The sequence below is a fragment of the Mucilaginibacter celer genome (genome assembly GCF_003576455.2).
GTDB classification, from domain to species: domain Bacteria; phylum Bacteroidota; class Bacteroidia; order Sphingobacteriales; family Sphingobacteriaceae; genus Mucilaginibacter; species Mucilaginibacter celer.
In genome coordinates this window covers 520,523-538,282 of sequence record NZ_CP032869.1, presented here as the reverse complement: position 1 = coordinate 538,282, position 17,760 = coordinate 520,523, and the positions used below count along the sequence as shown (strand labels likewise).

Sequence of the window (17,760 nt, the reverse complement as noted above, 5' to 3'; positions counted from 1 at the left end):
TTCTTAGGACAAGGGTTTTAGGTTGGAATTTCTTTTTTGAGAGCTTTAGTTAGTGTTTTTTCATAGGTTTTTGAGTTTGGGGGATTAAAATTCAGTTTCCGGTTATTTTAAGGGGCAACAATTATCTTTTTGTTCTCTATCCTAAAACGCACATGGCTCAACTCCAAAATGTGCAGCACCTGCGATAGTTTTACATCGCGTCTGATCTTACCAACAAACTCATCGTCAGGTATCTTACCTTCGTATACCACCTCGGTATCATACCACCTCGAAAGCTCCTTCATAATATCTTGTATGTTTGAGCGGTTAAAGTTGAACAGGCCATTTTTCCAGGCCAGCTCTTCGTCCGTGTCAACATCAATTACTTTTATGCCATTATCATTTATAATGCCCTGCTGGCCGGGTTTAAGCGTATTGCTCACATCACCGCGAATCAGCTTAACAGCTCCTTCAAGCAGGGTGGCTTTTATCCCTTTATCATCACTATAGGCCGAAACATTAAAATGCGTGCCCAACACCCTAACCTGTGCATCTTTTACCTGCACTGTAAATGGTTTCGCCTTGTTATGGGCTACCTCAAAATATCCTTCGCCTGTTAACTCAACATCGCGCTGATTGCCCGAAAAGGTTGTCGGGAATTTAAGCGATGACGCGGCGTTCAGGAAAACGGTGGTACCGTCGGGCAGCACAACATGAAACTGGCCTCCACGAGGTGTGCTGATCGTGTTGTAAGCAAGGGCACCGGCCGGGGCATGATCTTTATCCGCATCGGTATAAACCACCTGTCCGTCATCGGTTTTATTTATGCTGATATCGCCGCTTTGGTTAAGCAAACCTATTTTGGCCGAATCCAATATTACTTTTTGTCCGTTGGCTAGGGTTAAAACAGCCCTGTTATCGCCGGGATCAACATCGTGCTTAACTACTGCTTTGTTTTGAGCAAGCTGAGCCGGATACTGGTGTTTACCGATCCAATGGTAAACCGCCGTGCCCATTACCGCTAAAGCGGCAACAGCGGCAGCCACATTGCGGAAACGGTGCAGGTTTACAATTTTTGGCTGAGCGATAGGTTCTGGTTGTACGATGGCCTGCCGGATGTTGGCCAGCATTTTATCTTCCAGTTTCTGCTTTACACCCAAAACTTTTTCGTCCCATTCTGCATCACCCTGAAAACTTTCAAAAAAAACAGATAACTGTTTCTTCTCGGCAGCAGTGGCCTGCCCGGCAAGATATTTATCTATTAGTTTTAAAAATTCGTGTTTTTGCACAATTGGTTGGTTTTAATAGGGAGAGTAAAAAAACGGGGGTATCCCCTACGCGGAAATAAAAAAAATTGAAATATTTTTTGGGGGAGAAGAAATTGATCTGAAAACTGATATATCCCCAACGTCATTGCGAGGCACGAAGCAATCGCGAACTATACAAAGCGGATTTGCATAGCCGCTCTGCTCCCATGCGATTGCTTCGTTCCTCGCAATGACGGCTTTTATATGTTTTTAAGCAACTTCTAAAGAAGGATGAAATGCTTTAATCTTATTTATCCAACAAAAACATCAACGCCTCCATAATAAAAGCCGCACCTAAGGACCCTCGCAATTCGCGCAGAGCTTTGGTTAAATGGTTTTCGACAGTTTTGGTAGAGATATTCAACTGCATGGCTATTTGCTTATGGCTAAGGCATTCTTCGCGGCTAAGCTTGTAAACCTCACGGCATTTGTCGGGCAGGGTATCAATAACCCGGTTAATCTGCAACAGGAGTTCTTTATGCTCGATACTTCCGTGGGTGGTTGGGGTATGCAGGCGCTCTATCAGATCATCAAAAATTTCGCTCCGCACCGAACCTGTTTTTATTTGCCGGTAAACGCCGTAACGCACCGAAGCATACAGGTACGCTTTAAGTGATACGCTGATCTCCACTTCGGCACGGCAATCCCAAAGTTTAATAAATAACTCCTGGATAATATCCTCGCAGGCCTGCCTGTCTTTTAAAATATTATAAGCTGCGCTAAAAAGCGATGCCCAATAGCGTTTATAAATAATGGTAAGTGCTGCCTCATCATCAGCTTTAAGCAAGCCAATGAGCTGCACATCACTCATCAATATTTTATCGGGCATAGTTTATAATTAAGCTAACAGAAAACTTTATGCTAAAATTACTTAAATATTAATTTATTATCCCCAAAAAGTACAAATAGCCCTATCTATTGGTTATAAAGCACTTAGCATTCAGTAATTTGCAAATAATATTTGCATAAATTAGGTTAATGGACGCATAAAACGACAAAAAGTATCGGTGTTGTTACAAATCCCTCTTTATACAAAGTAAGTTTTACCTATTGCTGATAAACAAAAAAGGGCAGCCTCTCCAGACTACCCTTCACTCTTAAAACACTCAACTCTGAAAACAATTATCTTGTTAAAATAGCGTTGGCTAATGCCAGTTCTTCGCCGGTTATGGTATGCGGACGGCCTTTGTATATTTTTAAGGTGATATCCGCTTTCAATTCTTTTAAAATATCAACGCTTTCATTAACCCTGCTTACCGGTACATGCGGATCAGGATCGCCGGTGGTGATCAGTACCGGGGTATTATTAAAATCGCCCTGGTAGTTTTCATTAACCAGTTTTTCGCCTATCAGTCCCCCGGTGAGGGCTATGATGCCGCCGTACTGGCCGGCATTGCGTGTGGTATATTCCAAGGTTAAACATGCGCCCTGCGAAAAACCGAGGAAGTAAATATTTTCCTGCGCGATGCCTTGCTGTTTCAGATCATCAACTACGCTGCCGATAACTTCCAATGCCGAATCAAGCGCCGGTTGGTTATTCTGAACCGGGGCGAGAAAACTGTACGGATACCAGCTATGTTCGGTAGCCTGTGGCGCAACGATCGTAAAACCTTCAAGATCCAGGTGATCTTTTAGAGATATAATGCCCGATGCCGATGCGCCCCTGCCGTGCAGCATGATGATGGCCTTTTTGGCCTTTTCGGCGGGCAAGCCCGCCTCAATAACCTGTTTTGTGTGACTGTACATAATTAACATTCCTTATATTAACGATGGCAAGGCTTTTTCTAATTCGCCGCGCAAATGTTCATGCTGTGCTGGTAATTTTAAGCCTGTGCCCAATAATTCAACCGGCTCATCAACCGCGAAGCCCGGGTTATCGGTAGCTATTTCGAACAATACACCACCCGGTTCGCGGAAGTATAATGAGTAGAAATAGTTCCTGTCTATTTTATCGGTGATGTGTAAACCGAGTTTGGCAATTTTTTCACGGTACTCCATCAACACTTTTTCGTTTGGCACGCGGAAGGCCACGTGGTGAACCGAACCACCGGCTACATGCCCGGCAACTTCGCCCGGAACTTCAACCAAATCCACAATAGCTGCGTTCTCAACCGCATCGGTTACAAACCTGTAGCGGTTAACATGCTGTTCCAGCAAACGGTAGCCTAAAACATCAGTCAGGATTTTGGCGGTAGCCTCAATTTTGTTTGATGTAATGGTGATACTGTGGAAGCCTTTGGTTGCGTTGGCGGCAGTTACTTCGGCAGTTTCCCATGGTGTGCGATTGTCGGCTGCTTTAGGTACGATCAACTCAAATTTTAAACCATCAGGATCGAGGAAGGTAAGGTACTGCTCGCCAAATTTTTCGGCTGGTTTGTTGTAGATCACGTTGTTATCTTCAAACCTTTTTAACCAGAAATCCAGGCTTCCTTCGGGTACCGAGTAACCAATCTCGGTTACCTGCCTTGCACCTCTTCTACCTGCAGAAATACCTTCCCATGGGAAGAATGTAAGGATAGAACCTGGCGTACCGTTTCCGTCGCCATAATATAAGTGGTAGGTACCGGGATCGTCAAAGTTTACGGTTTTTTTAACCAACCTTAAGCCCAATACACGTGTATAAAAATCATAGTTTTTTTTGGCGTTACCAGCAATTGCTGTAATGTGGTGAATGCCGTTTATAGTGTTTTCCATTGTTTTCGTTGTTTTTAAAATCAGTAATAACTGCTTTGTTATTATGATTCAAAATTACAGCGAATATGGCGCGGGACACTTGATGTAGGATAAGAAAAACGGGGGGAAGGATTTTTTGAGGAGAGATTTTTAATTCCCTCCCAAGGGAGGGGTGCGGGGGGATTGTGTAGTGGCAGGGAGGGGTTTGTACGCTATACTTGTTGGCTTACATAGCGGCCAAACCCCTCCCTACACCCTCCCAGGGGAGGGAATCGCACAAAGCCCATGCTTTTTCGATGGCGGGTATATACTTTATTTCACCGCACTAAACAAAAACACCGCCGATTCCCCTAAAATAACCTGGTCGCCTTCATGAAGTGGGTGGCCTATCTGGGTGGAATTTAGCTTGATCATTCTGCCATCAGCAGCTACATGGATCTTGGTTTTATTGCGTGGAGGTACGCCGCCATCATCTGCAAAAATCATAAAACGCTCGCTTTCCATATCAAACTCGATATGGGCATGCTGGCGACTGATGTATTTATTGCTTTCATCCTTGCTATCACCTGGGAAAACGAGTTGGTTTAACCGGAACGAGCCGTTTTCGGTAACCGATTTTTTATCTCTGCCGATGTTCAGTTTCGGATCGGTGGCTTTGATCAGGTATTCTTCCTGTTCGGCTTCGCCGTTCAGGATCCTTAAATAAGCTACAAACGATGCCGAATTATGGGCTACCTGCTTGCGGGTGTGCATGATAAAGGCCACATCCAGGTCATTAGCGCGGCGGGCATCGGATGGGAGGCGGTCGGTAAAGTCAACATCCAGCGTCCAGTCATCGGGCAGGTTGATGGCAAAATCATCGGCTATGCGTTGGATTTCGTTTTTAAACAACTGCTTATCGTGGATATAAACAGCACCTTCATACATGCTGAGATCTTCGGTATGGTTATCGATAAAAAGCTTAAGCTCCTTGATATGGCCGCCTTCGCCGCCTTCTATTTTTTGTAACGATTCTTTGATGAAACGCAGTATCGCCTCGCGAAGACTTTTCACATCATGAGGCTGATTATCGTCACTTTTTCTGAATAAATTAAATACCATACGCTATTCCTTTCTGCTTAAACACTATTCGTTATCTATGGTTTCGGCCTCTGCACTTTTTGGCGCCATACTTTTAATATAACCCTTTTTCAATAAAAATGGGATCACATGGTTTGCGGCGAGGTGTACCGCGTCCGACGATCCTCTGGTCGATTCTATCCGGATACAAACCACCATATTGCCATTGCCTTTTACCTCCGGGGCAAAAAACACATACCAGCCATCGTTTACGCTCACATTGTGAACAATACGCTCGGGCGTACCGGTTTTACCGGCCACCTTAATGCCTAATATAGGCTCTTTCGGCGCGCTTTGCTCTATCATGTACTGCGTTAATAAACCGGCGTAGCGCGGATCTTCGGCCAGCTTAATACCATGCTGCACGGCCACCGTCGAATCGGCTATTTTTAGCGCAAACCTGTTGGGCAGCAACAGGCCCTGGTTTGCCACGCCCGATACCAGCCTGGCTACAGCCGCCGGTGTGGCTATCAATTCGCCCTGCCCCCAGGCCATACCCGAAATACCTTTGGCCCTGGTTTTATGGATGTTATTAGGATCGTACCGTGGCCGGGTATCAAACTCGGTTTTGCGCCACAGGGTGCGCCATTTTTCTTCCTGGGCATCGTTTTGCGGTGGCTTGTTGTAGTAATAACCGCCAACTCCGCGTAAAAACATACCGGTTTTCATATACAGGGTAGCCATGTATTCCTGCAGATGTTCCTGGTTGGCCAGTTTAATAAAGTATACGTTGTTTGATTTGGCAATGGCCCGCTCCATGGTGATCATCCCGGTTTCGTCCGGTTCGATGCCTTTTGTACGGATCCGCTCTTCGGTGCTTACATGATACTGAATTTCTGAAGCTCCTATGCCCAGTTTATTAAATGCCGACATAGCCGTAAGCACTTTTGCTGTAGAACCTGGCTGACTGGCATAGGTAAAACCCAGATCGGTAGTGGTTACCCAGGTGGCCAGTTTATTCTGATCGGCCAGCGGCATGGTCAACTGATCCCAGTTATGGATAGGCGGCAATGGGTATTGTGCCGATGTAAGTACATCGCCGGTACCAGCTTCCATAATCACCACCGATACCCTATTATCCAATAAAGAAGTATCCGAAGCCATTGATTGCTGGATGCTGGTTTGCAGATCGGCATCCATAGTAAGCTTCACATCGCGGTTTTTATTTTTAAAGGCTGCCACTTCGGGGCCATTAATATCGCTTACAAGCAGGGTAGCCAGGGCGCTGTAATCTTTTTTGGCAACGCTCATTTCTTTCATGCCGCGGGGTAAAAACCTGTCTTCCTGGTAGCGGGAGGCTTTTACGTTATAACTGGTGATAGGCATGTGGAAACCGCGAAGTTCGGCAGCGTGTTCGTACTCGGCAAAGTAGCCGTTGGTGCTGCCATTAAATACGCCGGTGTTTTGGTCGCCGGTCCAGAAAAACATTTGCTCCTCGTAAGGGTAAAACCTGTCGAGCCTTTTGTGCATCGCAGAATCGAGGTTATAATGCAGCATGCCCGATTCGCTGAGTTTTTTTCTTTGTTTTTCGATGAGTTCGGGCTTGCTTGTGGCAAGGATTAAGCCGTTACGATCATAAATGGTGCCGGCCTGTAGCCTGTTCATCAAAATGGCTATGCGCGGGTTATAGCTAAACATGCGCAGGCCGCTTTTATCGGCAACCAGGGCAGGTTTTACCACCCATTGTTTATTGTTTGAAGTATAGCGCGATACATTCACAACCAACAGCACCACACCGGCCAGTGCGGCGGCCAATGCCGGTACCAGGTTTTTATCCTGTTGTTTGGTGATGTAATCCATCTGCACAGCTGTACCCCTCACCCTTGATACGGATAGCAGGAAACCGGCGGCCAGCAGGTTAATCACCAATGATGAACCGCCGTAACTTTCAAAAGGTAAAGACACACCGGATAATGGCAAAGCCCCTATCGAACCACCGGCAATCAATAAAAACTGCACGAAGGTACACACGCCAATGCCCGCGCTCAGGTAAAACAACAGCGGCATACCCGTTTGCCTGCCGATAATGATAGAACGGTGAAGGTACATCAAAAACAGGATGAACACGGCTGCCATACCGGCCCAGCCAAATTCTTCACCGATGGATGGAAGTATCATATCGGTATGGGCTTCGGGGATGGTTTTGGCAAAGCCCTGCCCTACGCCCTGCCCGGTTACGCCGCCGCTGGCCATAGCCCAAAGGCCGTTGGCTACCTGGTCGCCACCGTAAACTTCGTTATTCCAGGCATCCTGCCAGATGGCTTTACGTTCAACCAACCGTTCCACAGGACCGGGGATGATTTTATCGAGACCTGGAATTTTATCAATAGTGAGGAAAGCGGTAATAACCACCAGTGCCATTATAGCCGACTCGCTCATCCTTCTCCGCCTAAAGAAAACAACACCGCCCAGCACAAAGAAGGTAATACCCGCGCTGATGAGTACATTATCAAAAAACCAAGTGGCCAATACAAACAGCACTACAAAGCCGGCCATATACAAAAAGTCGCCGCGCGAAAAGGAGAACAAAATGATGAACGTAAAACAGATCACCATGGCCGGGCCCAAATCGCCCAAAACCAAAAACAGCAGCAGGGTGATAATGGTGGCGATAAGCGCGAAAGAAAAAAACGACCAGCGTTTACCCCAACTGGCGTACTGGCTGATAAAGCGCTCGTTAGTGGCAAAAAATCCCGCGAGGAAAATAACGATGAGGTATTTAACAATTTCGCTTGGCTGAAAACCTAACAGGTTCACCTTAACCCCACTACCCTCAGGCCCCGAGCCAAATAAAATAGTGCTGAACAAAATGCCCATAGCCACAATAGCCCATGGCCAGCCATTGGCCGCACTTCTGCTCCATTTAAATATCAGCAGGCGGTAAAAACCCGAATCGGGGTTTAGCTTGCGGAGATTGAATAGCTGGATAAGGCAAATACCTAAAACGCCAATGGCCAAATAGATTAAAGTATCCTTTGCCAAAAACCTATCACGCAAAGGGTCCTGTAAACTTAACAGGGTTAAAAACGAGATGCCGGTAAGCATCATAATCAAGGGCAAAATGAGCTGATCGGCCTCGGGGTAACGGGCGCTGAGCAGCAGGTGCAGCAGGATAAAGCCTAAAAAGAAACTGCCTGCTATAATCCAGTACCATTCGTTAAACTCATCCTGGTAACGCACAATAAAAGCACCTTCTTTTTTAAGGATATTAAAATCGCGCGTGGAAAGTAGTTTAATACTGTGCGGCGCTTGCGCAAATTTGAAACTTACATCTTTTTCCAAATCATCCACACCCTGCGAACGGCCAAATTCAAAGCCGGGTTGCATAGGCAGTACCGAAAAAGCTTTCCCCGTAGGTAGCTGGGCAAATACAAACCTTCCGGCTGCGTCGGTACGGGCAAAAGCGGTTAATGATTGCAGTACTTTTTTATGCTGATCATTTACAACGTACACTTTTTTATAGGCCGAACTATTTTCAGCCCAGCTTGATTTAGCTGCTGTTTCCTCATCACTAAAAATACTGTCGCGCGGCAAAATCATGGTCAATTTTACCAGTACACCGGGGATAGCTTGGCCTTTATGTTCGATGGTGCCTTTGATGCTGTACTCGCCAAGACCAAGATCAGTTTGGGCACCTAAGGATGGTGGGCTTTTCAGCTCCTGATCAAAACGGATGGAATCATCGCCGGTATAACCCAACAGTGTGCGGGATGTAAGCACCCGTTGTTTAAACAGCGCGCCACCTTTATTAAAAGCCTCATCGGCATTAACATAGTATTTGCGTTTGTTCAGTTCGCCGGTGTTATCAACCACATCACCGGCCGATTTACGTTCGGCAATTACAGATTCGATGTAGTCTATATCTTTCGGATCATCAAAATAATAACCTTTTTGCAGCAGCGCCTTTACGTTTTGGGCAGTGTTGGGCGCGTTAAGGTTTACTATGGTGCCGTCCTTCAGGCGTTTATCAACATCAACAAATTTAAGTTGCTGTACACTATAAAGCCTTACAAATAAAACGGCCAATACGATGCCGGTAAGCAGCAGGAACACACGTTCAAGCATCCTTCCGGGCGATTTAATTTTTTCCTGGGCCATTTATCAGTGCGTAGTTTTTGAAGGGATGGTATCGGCTTTAAACAAGCTGCCTAATGATCTGCCCGAAATATATTTCATGTTAGGCAACAGGTAACCGGTTAGTACAGGGATAGCGCAATTGTTAAAACGTACGTTTTTAAGCACCAGGGCATCGTTGCGGGTTGCAATACCTACCCTGAAACCGTCAAAGGCCACACTATCCAAAACCACATATTTACATTTAGCAGCCAGCACAATAGCCGGGCCTTTATAGGTAGAATCTTTTTTGAAGATGATTTCGCCTTTTGTTTTGATGTAGATGCTATCCTTATTGATATGCAGCGTATCCGTTAAAACAATGGGCTGTTTAAAATCTGCTGCCGAGAGCACCAGGGTGTTACCTTTCAGCTTATTGATGGTATCCTGTAATTTTAGTTCCTGCGCGTTTTTGATGGGTTGCGCTGCCAGTGTATCCGTTTTTTTGGGGATAACCGTAAACTCGCTGTTCTTTTTAAACTGCCAGATAAATCCGCCTAAAAATATAAAACACAAAATGCTTAGTATAGCTACTGTACCGCCGTTACCTTTGGTTTTCACCACAGTAGCGGGAGTCTGCTCTTTTTGAGCAACCGGTTTGGCAACTACCTCCTGCTGTTCAACAGGTTTTGTGGCTGTAGATGTTGGCTTGGTTGTAGCGTGCTGTTTCCGTTCTTTATCGTTATGTACCAGCACCACGGTTACGTTATCCTTGCCTCCTTTATTATTGGCCGCCTCAATTAGCTTTTTACCCTTGGCGGGCAAATCTTCGCCGGTGGTGAGGATATTGGTAATTTTGCTTTTATCAACCAGATCGGTTAACCCGTCACTGCAGATCAGCAGGATATCGCCGGGCAAAAATGGCGAACTGCCGGTTTCTACAAATTCCGGATCGTGGTCAATCTCCCGGGTAAACCCAAGGGCTTTATTTATTTCGTTGCGCTTAGGGTGGTCCATAGCAGCCTCTTCGCTAAGGCGACCGGAATCTTCCAGGAAACCAACAAATGAATGATCTTTAGAGATTTTTATCAGCGAATAATCGCGCAGCAGGTACAAGCGGGTATCGCCTACGTGGGCGTAGTAAAACTTATTGTTCAACAAGTCGGCAACGACCAGCGTAAGCACGCAGGCCATACTGCTTAGTTCTTTATTTTGTGCCTTTTCATCATAAATACGCTGATTGGCAATTTTAAAGGTATTCACCAGCAGGGGCACAATATCGCCGGCTATGTATTGCAGCTGCTCTAAAATGGTGGCACGGGCAATTTCGGCGGCAATTTCGCCGCCTGCGTAGCCGCCTACCCCATCAATCACACAGGCAATAATAAAATTGCCATCGCCCGATTTTTCGGCAATAAAAACGTCTTCGTTATTTTGCCTTTGTTTACCGGTATCCGTTATTCCGAAAAAATTACTTGCCATGGTTTTTACTGGAATTTTTTATGTCGATAAAATGAGCTATTAATAACAGCACACATATAGCCAACAACCCTACTGATAATATTTGCGACATTATGGTTCGGGTTTGAAAATGTTAATACCTACTATCCCGTTAAGCAAAATCCTCGAGTTAAAAGGCAGTTCTACCCAAACCGGCGCGTTTACATCACTTGGCGCAACTTCCTGTTCATTAATCAACGTGCGTTCGCCAAAGGAGGCCATGTAAAACTTGCCATCGGCTTTATTAAGGCGGATGCGCAGGTGCGGCGTGTTCACCCATTCGGATGGCACTTTAAACACTGCCTGCTCATCCCTTTCCTCGTCCGAGCCTGATACCACGATGTCGTCATCTTTAATCAGGTACTCCACCTTGCGGCCAACAAATTGCTTATCGGGCATAATGGTTTCCAGGCGCGCCAATACTTTGTTGCCCGCTTTAGATACCTCCCGCTCGTTATAATGCAGATCATTAGCATAAGGAAGCTCATAATACCCCTCGCTATAGTAGGTGAAGCCCTTCAGCACATCATTGCTGATATCCAACGTTTGGGCCACACCTGTTTGGCGGGGGATGAACGTAACCCGCAGGTTTTCTTCTTTCTTCGCCGTACTGCCCGGCAATAGTTTACCTATAAAACCTTTGTCGCCACGTTTATAATCGGGGTGCGATACCAGCCTGAATACCCATTTTGAGCTTGATGGCTCTACCTTTTTGCCTACCTCCTGGTATTCGCGTAGCAGCTCATAAAATTTCTTTACCGATTCGTTAACGATGATGCCGAGCAAGCCCGAGCGGTTATTCACAAACTCCTGGTAATCCTCTTCATTAAAGCTGATGATAAACTCGTGGTAAAAAACCACCCTATCGGCAAATGAAAGCTGCTTGATCGATTCTTTGAATTTTTCAATAATGTACAGGTACACATCGTCCGGAGTGAGGGCTTTCACCTTTTCGGCCTCTTTATTCAGAGGCTTGCCGTTGGGTAAAAACCAATCCTGCAAACCGATGCGTTGCCAGAATGTTGATTTAGGTTCCATATATAATTTACTAAATCATTAAAAATTTAAGTTGGAGGTATCCGCCTTCTTCACGCTGTCGCGGTAAAACTGCGCGTCCTGATTTCGCTTTTTAATCCGTTGTATATTTCTCAAAATCGAATCTGTGGTCGAATCAACCTCAGGTGGAATGTTACTGTTTTGTTCTTCCTCCAAAGGCTTAATACTGGGTTTCTGCTCCTGCGTATCTCTTCGCGTGGGCACAGACACCTGTGTAGTAGTAGTATCCTGTTGTTTTTTTGATGGTTTAAAAAGTCGGTTTACCACACCATGATAAATGCGGCCGCCAAACTTATCCATCACCACTGCCGAAAACACCGTAAAGCCGCAAAGTAATATCATAAACATGATAAAAATCGGTTTCGACATCCGTACCGATCTTGGATCATCCGGTGCAGTAACTACAGTTGGGGCCGGTTGCTTTCCTTCGTTCTCCTGGTAATACAACACCAGGCCTTGCAGGCGTTCATTCTCTTTCAGTAAAACATCGCTGTTCCAGGCATCATCCGGGTGACTGGTATTGATTGCGCCAATACTTCCCTGTACCAAAGCATCCTGTAACTCCATGCCACTGGCAAACCGGTTGTTGATATCCTTTTGCAGGCACTTGCTAAGTATTTGAAGTAACCAGGAAGGCACCATCATTTCAAGTTCACGCTTCTCTTCCGTCCAGCTTTCGGGTAGGTTTTTGCGCCTTAACTCCATCGCGTCCGGAACTTCCAGCTCCATATGGGCCAGCATTACGGCTGTGCGGGCGGTTTCGCCATTATCTTTTAGAGGGAACGGCACGCGGCCGGCTATCAGTTCGTATAAAATAATACCGTAGCTGTACACGTCGGTCTGGAAATACATCAGTCCTTCGTTTTGCTCGGGTGCCATAAACTCAATAGCCCCGGCATGGCGGATACTGGTACGGCGCTGATCATCAGACATAGCCGAAAGACCAAAATCCAACAGAACATAGTTACCGGTATGCACATTAAACTTTACGTTATTGCTTTTGATATCGCCATGTTTAACCGATACTTTATGGCAATGCGATAGCGCATTAGCCAGCTGATCGGCCAGTTTAATGATCTCTTTAATAGTAAAAACAGGCTCGTGCGGCGGTTTCAGCAGATCTTCCAGATCCGGTCCATCAATAAACTCCATCTCAATAAACGGGAACGAACCACTTTCGGTAATGCCCGAATTAAGGATCTTAACCACATTGGGGTTAGGTTCTTCGTTTACTTTTTTTAGTTTTTCAACCTCGTTTTGAAAATTACGGAAGTTTTTATCGTCGGTACTTTCGGTATGTATGGGGGTAGGCAGGAGTTTTACCGCGGTAATTATCGGACCATAACGGCGACCTTTATAAACGGAGCCCTGGCCTCCCGTTCGTAAAGCCCCCATGTTTTCCAATCCTTCGGTAATAGTAAATACTTTGCTCATTGAGTTATACTTGGGGTATCAGTATTGGTAACAAATATTAAAACTTTTTACTCAACATAACGCATGCATTAGTGTTTGGTATAAAAATATAAAAAAAAACCGCTGATTTTTTTGATTACGTTGATTGCGCTGATTGCTTGTGGGTTGATTTTGTCTGAACCGGGATTTGGGGAGATTTTTAGGATTTATGGTATTTTTTTCTTGTCCTATCTAACATAAGAACATATCAAATCCTGTGATCCCAAAAATCTCCCCAAATCCCGGTTCAGACATCATTCTCAATTCACCACTATCTCATCCACCATCAGCCATGCCTTTGCCCCGGCAATATATTCGCCTGGCGGAATAATGCCTTTATTGGTTCCTTTTACCCTGATGTAGCGGGCTTGTTGGGTTTTAATATTCGCCCTTACTTCGTTAATGCCATTGTCCGGAAAATCAGTTTGGCGGTAAACTTCCGTGTAATTGACACCATCTGCGGATGCTTCGAAAGTTAGCAAGGTTGGCTCCCACATTTTTTGCCAGTGGTATTTCAGGATGTTGATACCTAAGCGCGATACGCTTTGCACACTACCCAGATCAACAACCGCATCCAGGTCATCGCCGCTGAAACCGTACCATTGGCCATCATTATAAAGCTTACTGCCAAAAACACCGTTTACCAGGCTAAAGGTATTGCCGGGATTATAACCTCCCTGCGGCTGGTTTTTAAGCGTTACCTTTTTACCTATGGCTTTGTGAAAAGTGAACGATTTTTCATAAGTACGGCCAACCTGTTTGCCATTTAACAACACAATAGCTTTATTAAAGCTGTGAGGTTCTATCGTGACTGAATTAGATTCACTGGTTGTGTATGCTTTATCACCCTCCTGCCGGTAAGCTATTTTAGCGCCGGGCAGCGTTGTTTTAAGGGTTAAAGCTACCTGGTGGTTTGCCGTTTCCGTTACCGAGTCAATTATCTCATCAAAAACATTGGCAGCGTTTACCTTCAGTCTTTTTAATAAGGGTTGCTGGTATCTTAATCGTTTTAAAAAATCAGCGTAGTTTTTATTTGATTTAGAACTCCAGCCAACTTCGGCCAAAGCCAACATCCGCGGGAACAGTTGCCGCTCGGCCTGTTCCGGGCTGGCCATGTATTCGCTCCAGGCATTGGCCTGTACGCCTTTAATATATTTGGCCTCCTCTCCGCTTAGCTCGTTGGTTATTGGTTCGTAGTTGTACACTTTGCTTAAAGGTGTATAGCCTCCGCCAGCCAATGGCTCTTCGGGATAAAGCGATTGGTAATAATCCAGATAAACATATTTTTCGGGCGTCATGATGGCTTCCTGGTGTTGCTTGGCAGCGGCTATGCCTCCTTCTTCGCCCGTCCAGCTCATTACGGTTGCACCGGGGGTTAAGCCGCCTTCCAGTATCTCGTCCCAGCCAATGATCTGCCTGCCTTTGCTGTTGAGGTATTTTTCCATCCTGCCTATGAAATAGCTTTGCAGTTCCTTTTCATCTTTCATATGCTCGTCCTGAATGCGTTTTTGGCATTTGGGGCAGGCTTTCCATTTGGTTTTAGGGCATTCGTCGCCGCCAATGTGGATGTATTTTGAGGGGAACAGCGGCAGCACCTCGTCCATTACATTTTGTAAAAAGGTAAATGTTTCATCGTTACCGGCACAGTACACATCATCAAAAATACCCCAGAAGGTTGCGGCTTTGTACGGGCCGCCGGTACAACCCAATTGCCGGTAAGCCGCTAAAGCTGCCAGCGCATGACCGGGCATTTCAATTTCTGGTATTACGGTGATATGCCTTTGCGTGGCGTATTTTACAATATCCTTTACCTCATCCTGGGTATAATATCCGCCATAACGTTTACCATCAAACCGATGCGGACTATCTTTTTTGTGACCGATAATGGTTTCATCCCTATAAGCCGAAATACTCTGCAACAGCGGGTATTTTTTAATTTCGATACGCCAGCCTTGGTCATCCGTTAAATGCCAGTGGAAGGTATTGATTTTATAAAGCGCTAACAGATCGATCCATTTTTTAATTGCGGCAGGCTCAAAAAAGTGGCGGCTTACATCGAGGTGCATTCCGCGGTAGGCGAAGCGGGGATGATCTGAAATATCATATCCTTCAAGCGTTAATTTACCGTTAGATATTTTCAGCAATTGTGCAAGCGATTGTAAGCCGTAAAAAACACCGGCTTCGTCATGCCCGGTGATAGTTATTTTGTTGCGTTTAACAGTTAATGTATAGCCTTCTTTCGCTTGCACTCCATTGCTATCAAGCTGAAGCCATACGTTAGGGTAAACCATTTTGTTATTTACAGATGGTTCAACTCCGGTTAGTGAACGCACATAACTTTTAAAAAATGTGAGGTTATCAGCATCCACGTCATCCCCCAAACCAATTGCAAGATGCAGCGGGAATGTATAAACCACATGATCGTTTTTTACCACTAAAGGCTGAGGAATGATGCCCCTAACGGCGATCTGTGCTTTGCCCGAAACGGCGAATACGGCGAGCAATAACATGGCAGCCGATATTTTTATGGACTGGATTGGAAGGCGGAAATAATTGATCATCAAAAGTAAATGTAAAACCGAATATACTTTTTTTGATGATGGAGAACGGCAATTTTTTTTATCACCGTAGAGAATCACATGGGCCTCCTATGCGTTTCTACAAAAAGGCGCCGCGCTTATGATCCTATCGCCTTCCGATAATTACGCAAAGCCCTGATAATCGACATCACAATTTCATGCTGCCCTTCGTCAGAGTTCAGGTATTCTTCCTCTTCCGGATTGTTGATAAAACCGGTTTCAATCAAAACGGCAGGCATAGCGCTGTGGGCCAGCACCAGTACGCCCTGCTCTTTAACGCCATTGCTTTCGCGGCCGTCAATGCCGGTAAATTCGTCATCAACCAAATCGCCAAACAGGATGCTTTGCTTGCGGTATTTCTGGATGTAGGCATTAAGGATGATGAGATTTGAGGGATCACTCTCGTCATAGCTCTCATAGTTTTGCTTATAATCCTTTTCCTGGAAGATAGAGGCGTTTTCGCGCACGGCCTCTTCCTGTTCCTTAAGCCTGTGGAAACCGTAAACCAGCAGCAATACACCTTTTTGTTTGTGTGCACGCGCGGCGGTACCCTCGGGCGATGAATTGCAGTGGATAGAAATAAACAGGTTCCCTTTATTTTGGTTGGCTATGGCCGAACGCTGGTTAAGCGGGATAAACGTATCATCGGCACGGGTAAGGATAGATTTAACATCGGTAATGGCCGTATCCATTGCTGCTTTCAGTTTTAGGGCGATAGATAGGGTTACGTTTTTTTCAAACGAATGTGATCCCCTGGCCCCTGCATCTTTACCGCCATGCCCGGCATCAATAATAACCGTTTTAAATTTAAAGGTAGTAACCGCAGGGATAGTATCTTTTTGCTGCGCGATGGATATAAGAGGAACAGATAAAAGTAACAGGACAATTATCCCGAAGAAAACACCACACCTCATTTTTTTACCGCCTTTTTACTGCATTTAGGGCATAAACCATTAGCATAAATTGTAAAGCCCTGCGGCTCAAAACCAGCCGGGAGATTGATGGCAGGTAAATTCATATCATTTAAACAATACACATTTTTGCATTGGACACAGTTAAAGTGCAGGTGCTCATCATGATGATGATGCTCCGTACAGTTTGATGAACACAGTGCGTAATTCGCCGTGCCATTCAGATCGAACACTTTATGAATGATCCCCTTTTCTTCAAACGCGCTCAGGATGCGGTAAAGGGTAACCCTGTCGATATCGTGCATCAGGTTCTCCAGGTCGGGCTGCGAAGTAGCCGTATTTCTCGACGACATCATTGATAAAACGCGCAACCTTGGGGCGGTTTTTTTCAGGCGATGCTTGTCAAGCAGGTGCTCAAAATACTGGGTATCGCGGGTTTGTATCATTTAACTACTTAGGGTTATAATGTATAAGGCTGCAAATTTAACAATGGTTTATAATATGTGGCATTTATACAATTTTTATAACGCTGTTTTTTGCATTGTTATTATGCAGCTTAGTTGCAACATGCTCACGACTGTTATGGTTACATGCCGGACTTAAAAAGCAATTAAAAATCAAAAAAGCATAAAAAAATTTCCGGTGGCGTTTTTCCATCATTCAACCTTTTTAAGTTTATAAACTTTATAATGGTGGTTGCAGGCCCCGGTATACCGGTAGTTAACAAAATGCGCCGAGGCAATGAGCAAGCCGCCTGCCGGTACCACCAGCCACTCTTTAACAAATACCGAAAAAGCATGGCCTGCAAGGATCAATCCGAAGCCAGTAATCAGCATCAATAATGGTAAAATACGGTGATGGGTGCGGTAAGATAAACCTATTGAATAAACGCCTATTGCCAAAGCAAAAACGATCATCCCCCATTCTACCCAGGCATCAGCCAAAAAGCCAAGACCTATAAGCGGCAGACTGGTAAATATCAATGGTACCACCGCACAATGAATGGCGCACAAAGTTGAAGCTGTAATACCGATATTGTCCAGCCGCGGTGATAGCTTTTGAAAATTCATACTGCAAATATAGATAAGTTGTTGCAACATTATTGCATTAAAAACCACCACACGCTCAGAT

Annotated in this window: 13 protein-coding genes; all 13 read right to left on the bottom strand. The window is 45.2% G+C overall.

All coding sequences use genetic code 11. The annotated features are described in order from the left end of the window. Positions 1-107: 107 nt before the first annotated feature. A complete protein-coding gene (locus HYN43_RS02195) occupies positions 108-1,268 on the bottom strand; it encodes a FecR family protein (RefSeq protein WP_119407894.1) in 1,161 nt (386 codons plus the stop codon). Between the two features lie 265 nt (positions 1,269-1,533). After that, positions 1,534-2,115, bottom strand: a complete 582-nt coding sequence (locus HYN43_RS02190) for an RNA polymerase sigma-70 factor (protein ID WP_119407893.1) — start codon at positions 2,113-2,115, stop codon at positions 1,534-1,536. A 293-nt stretch (positions 2,116-2,408) separates the two neighbouring features. Next, a complete protein-coding gene (locus tag HYN43_RS02185) occupies positions 2,409-3,032 on the bottom strand; it encodes an alpha/beta hydrolase (RefSeq protein ID WP_119409223.1) in 624 nt (207 codons plus the stop codon). Between the two features lie 12 nt (positions 3,033-3,044). Further along, positions 3,045-3,980, bottom strand: coding sequence for a ring-cleaving dioxygenase (locus tag HYN43_RS02180; RefSeq protein WP_119407892.1), 936 nt, complete (start codon positions 3,978-3,980; stop codon positions 3,045-3,047). A gap of 291 nt (positions 3,981-4,271) precedes the next feature. Beyond that, positions 4,272-5,060, bottom strand: a complete 789-nt coding sequence (locus HYN43_RS02175; protein ID WP_119407891.1) for an FHA domain-containing protein — start codon at positions 5,058-5,060, stop codon at positions 4,272-4,274. A 24-nt stretch (positions 5,061-5,084) separates the two neighbouring features. Continuing rightward, positions 5,085-9,176: an FtsW/RodA/SpoVE family cell cycle protein gene (locus HYN43_RS02170; protein ID WP_119407890.1), complete on the bottom strand. Its 4,092-nt coding sequence runs from the start codon at positions 9,174-9,176 to the stop codon at positions 5,085-5,087. Positions 9,177-9,179: 3 nt separating this feature from the next. Beyond that, a complete protein-coding gene (locus tag HYN43_RS02165; RefSeq protein WP_119407889.1) occupies positions 9,180-10,613 on the bottom strand; it encodes a PP2C family protein-serine/threonine phosphatase in 1,434 nt (477 codons plus the stop codon). Between the two features lie 90 nt (positions 10,614-10,703). After that, positions 10,704-11,669, bottom strand: coding sequence for a hypothetical protein (locus tag HYN43_RS02160; RefSeq protein ID WP_119407888.1), 966 nt, complete (start codon positions 11,667-11,669; stop codon positions 10,704-10,706). An 18-nt stretch (positions 11,670-11,687) separates the two neighbouring features. Continuing rightward, entirely contained in the window at positions 11,688-13,121 is a 1,434-nt protein-coding gene (locus HYN43_RS02155) for a serine/threonine protein kinase (protein ID WP_119407887.1), read from the bottom strand. Positions 13,122-13,399: 278 nt separating this feature from the next. Beyond that, on the bottom strand, positions 13,400-15,649 hold the full coding sequence (locus tag HYN43_RS02150; protein ID WP_119409222.1) for a glycoside hydrolase family 20 protein: 2,250 nt from the start codon (positions 15,647-15,649) through the stop codon (positions 13,400-13,402). A 167-nt stretch (positions 15,650-15,816) separates the two neighbouring features. After that, a complete protein-coding gene (locus HYN43_RS02145; protein WP_119407886.1) occupies positions 15,817-16,632 on the bottom strand; it encodes an N-acetylmuramoyl-L-alanine amidase family protein in 816 nt (271 codons plus the stop codon). Beyond that, complete coding sequence (locus HYN43_RS02140) at positions 16,629-17,075, bottom strand: Fur family transcriptional regulator (RefSeq protein ID WP_119407885.1); 447 nt, start codon at positions 17,073-17,075, stop codon at positions 16,629-16,631. The genes HYN43_RS02145 and HYN43_RS02140 overlap by 4 nt, the downstream gene beginning before the upstream one ends. 210 nt (positions 17,076-17,285) lie before the next feature. Next, complete coding sequence (locus tag HYN43_RS02135) at positions 17,286-17,699, bottom strand: MerC domain-containing protein (protein WP_119407884.1); 414 nt, start codon at positions 17,697-17,699, stop codon at positions 17,286-17,288. Positions 17,700-17,760: the final 61 nt, after the last annotated feature.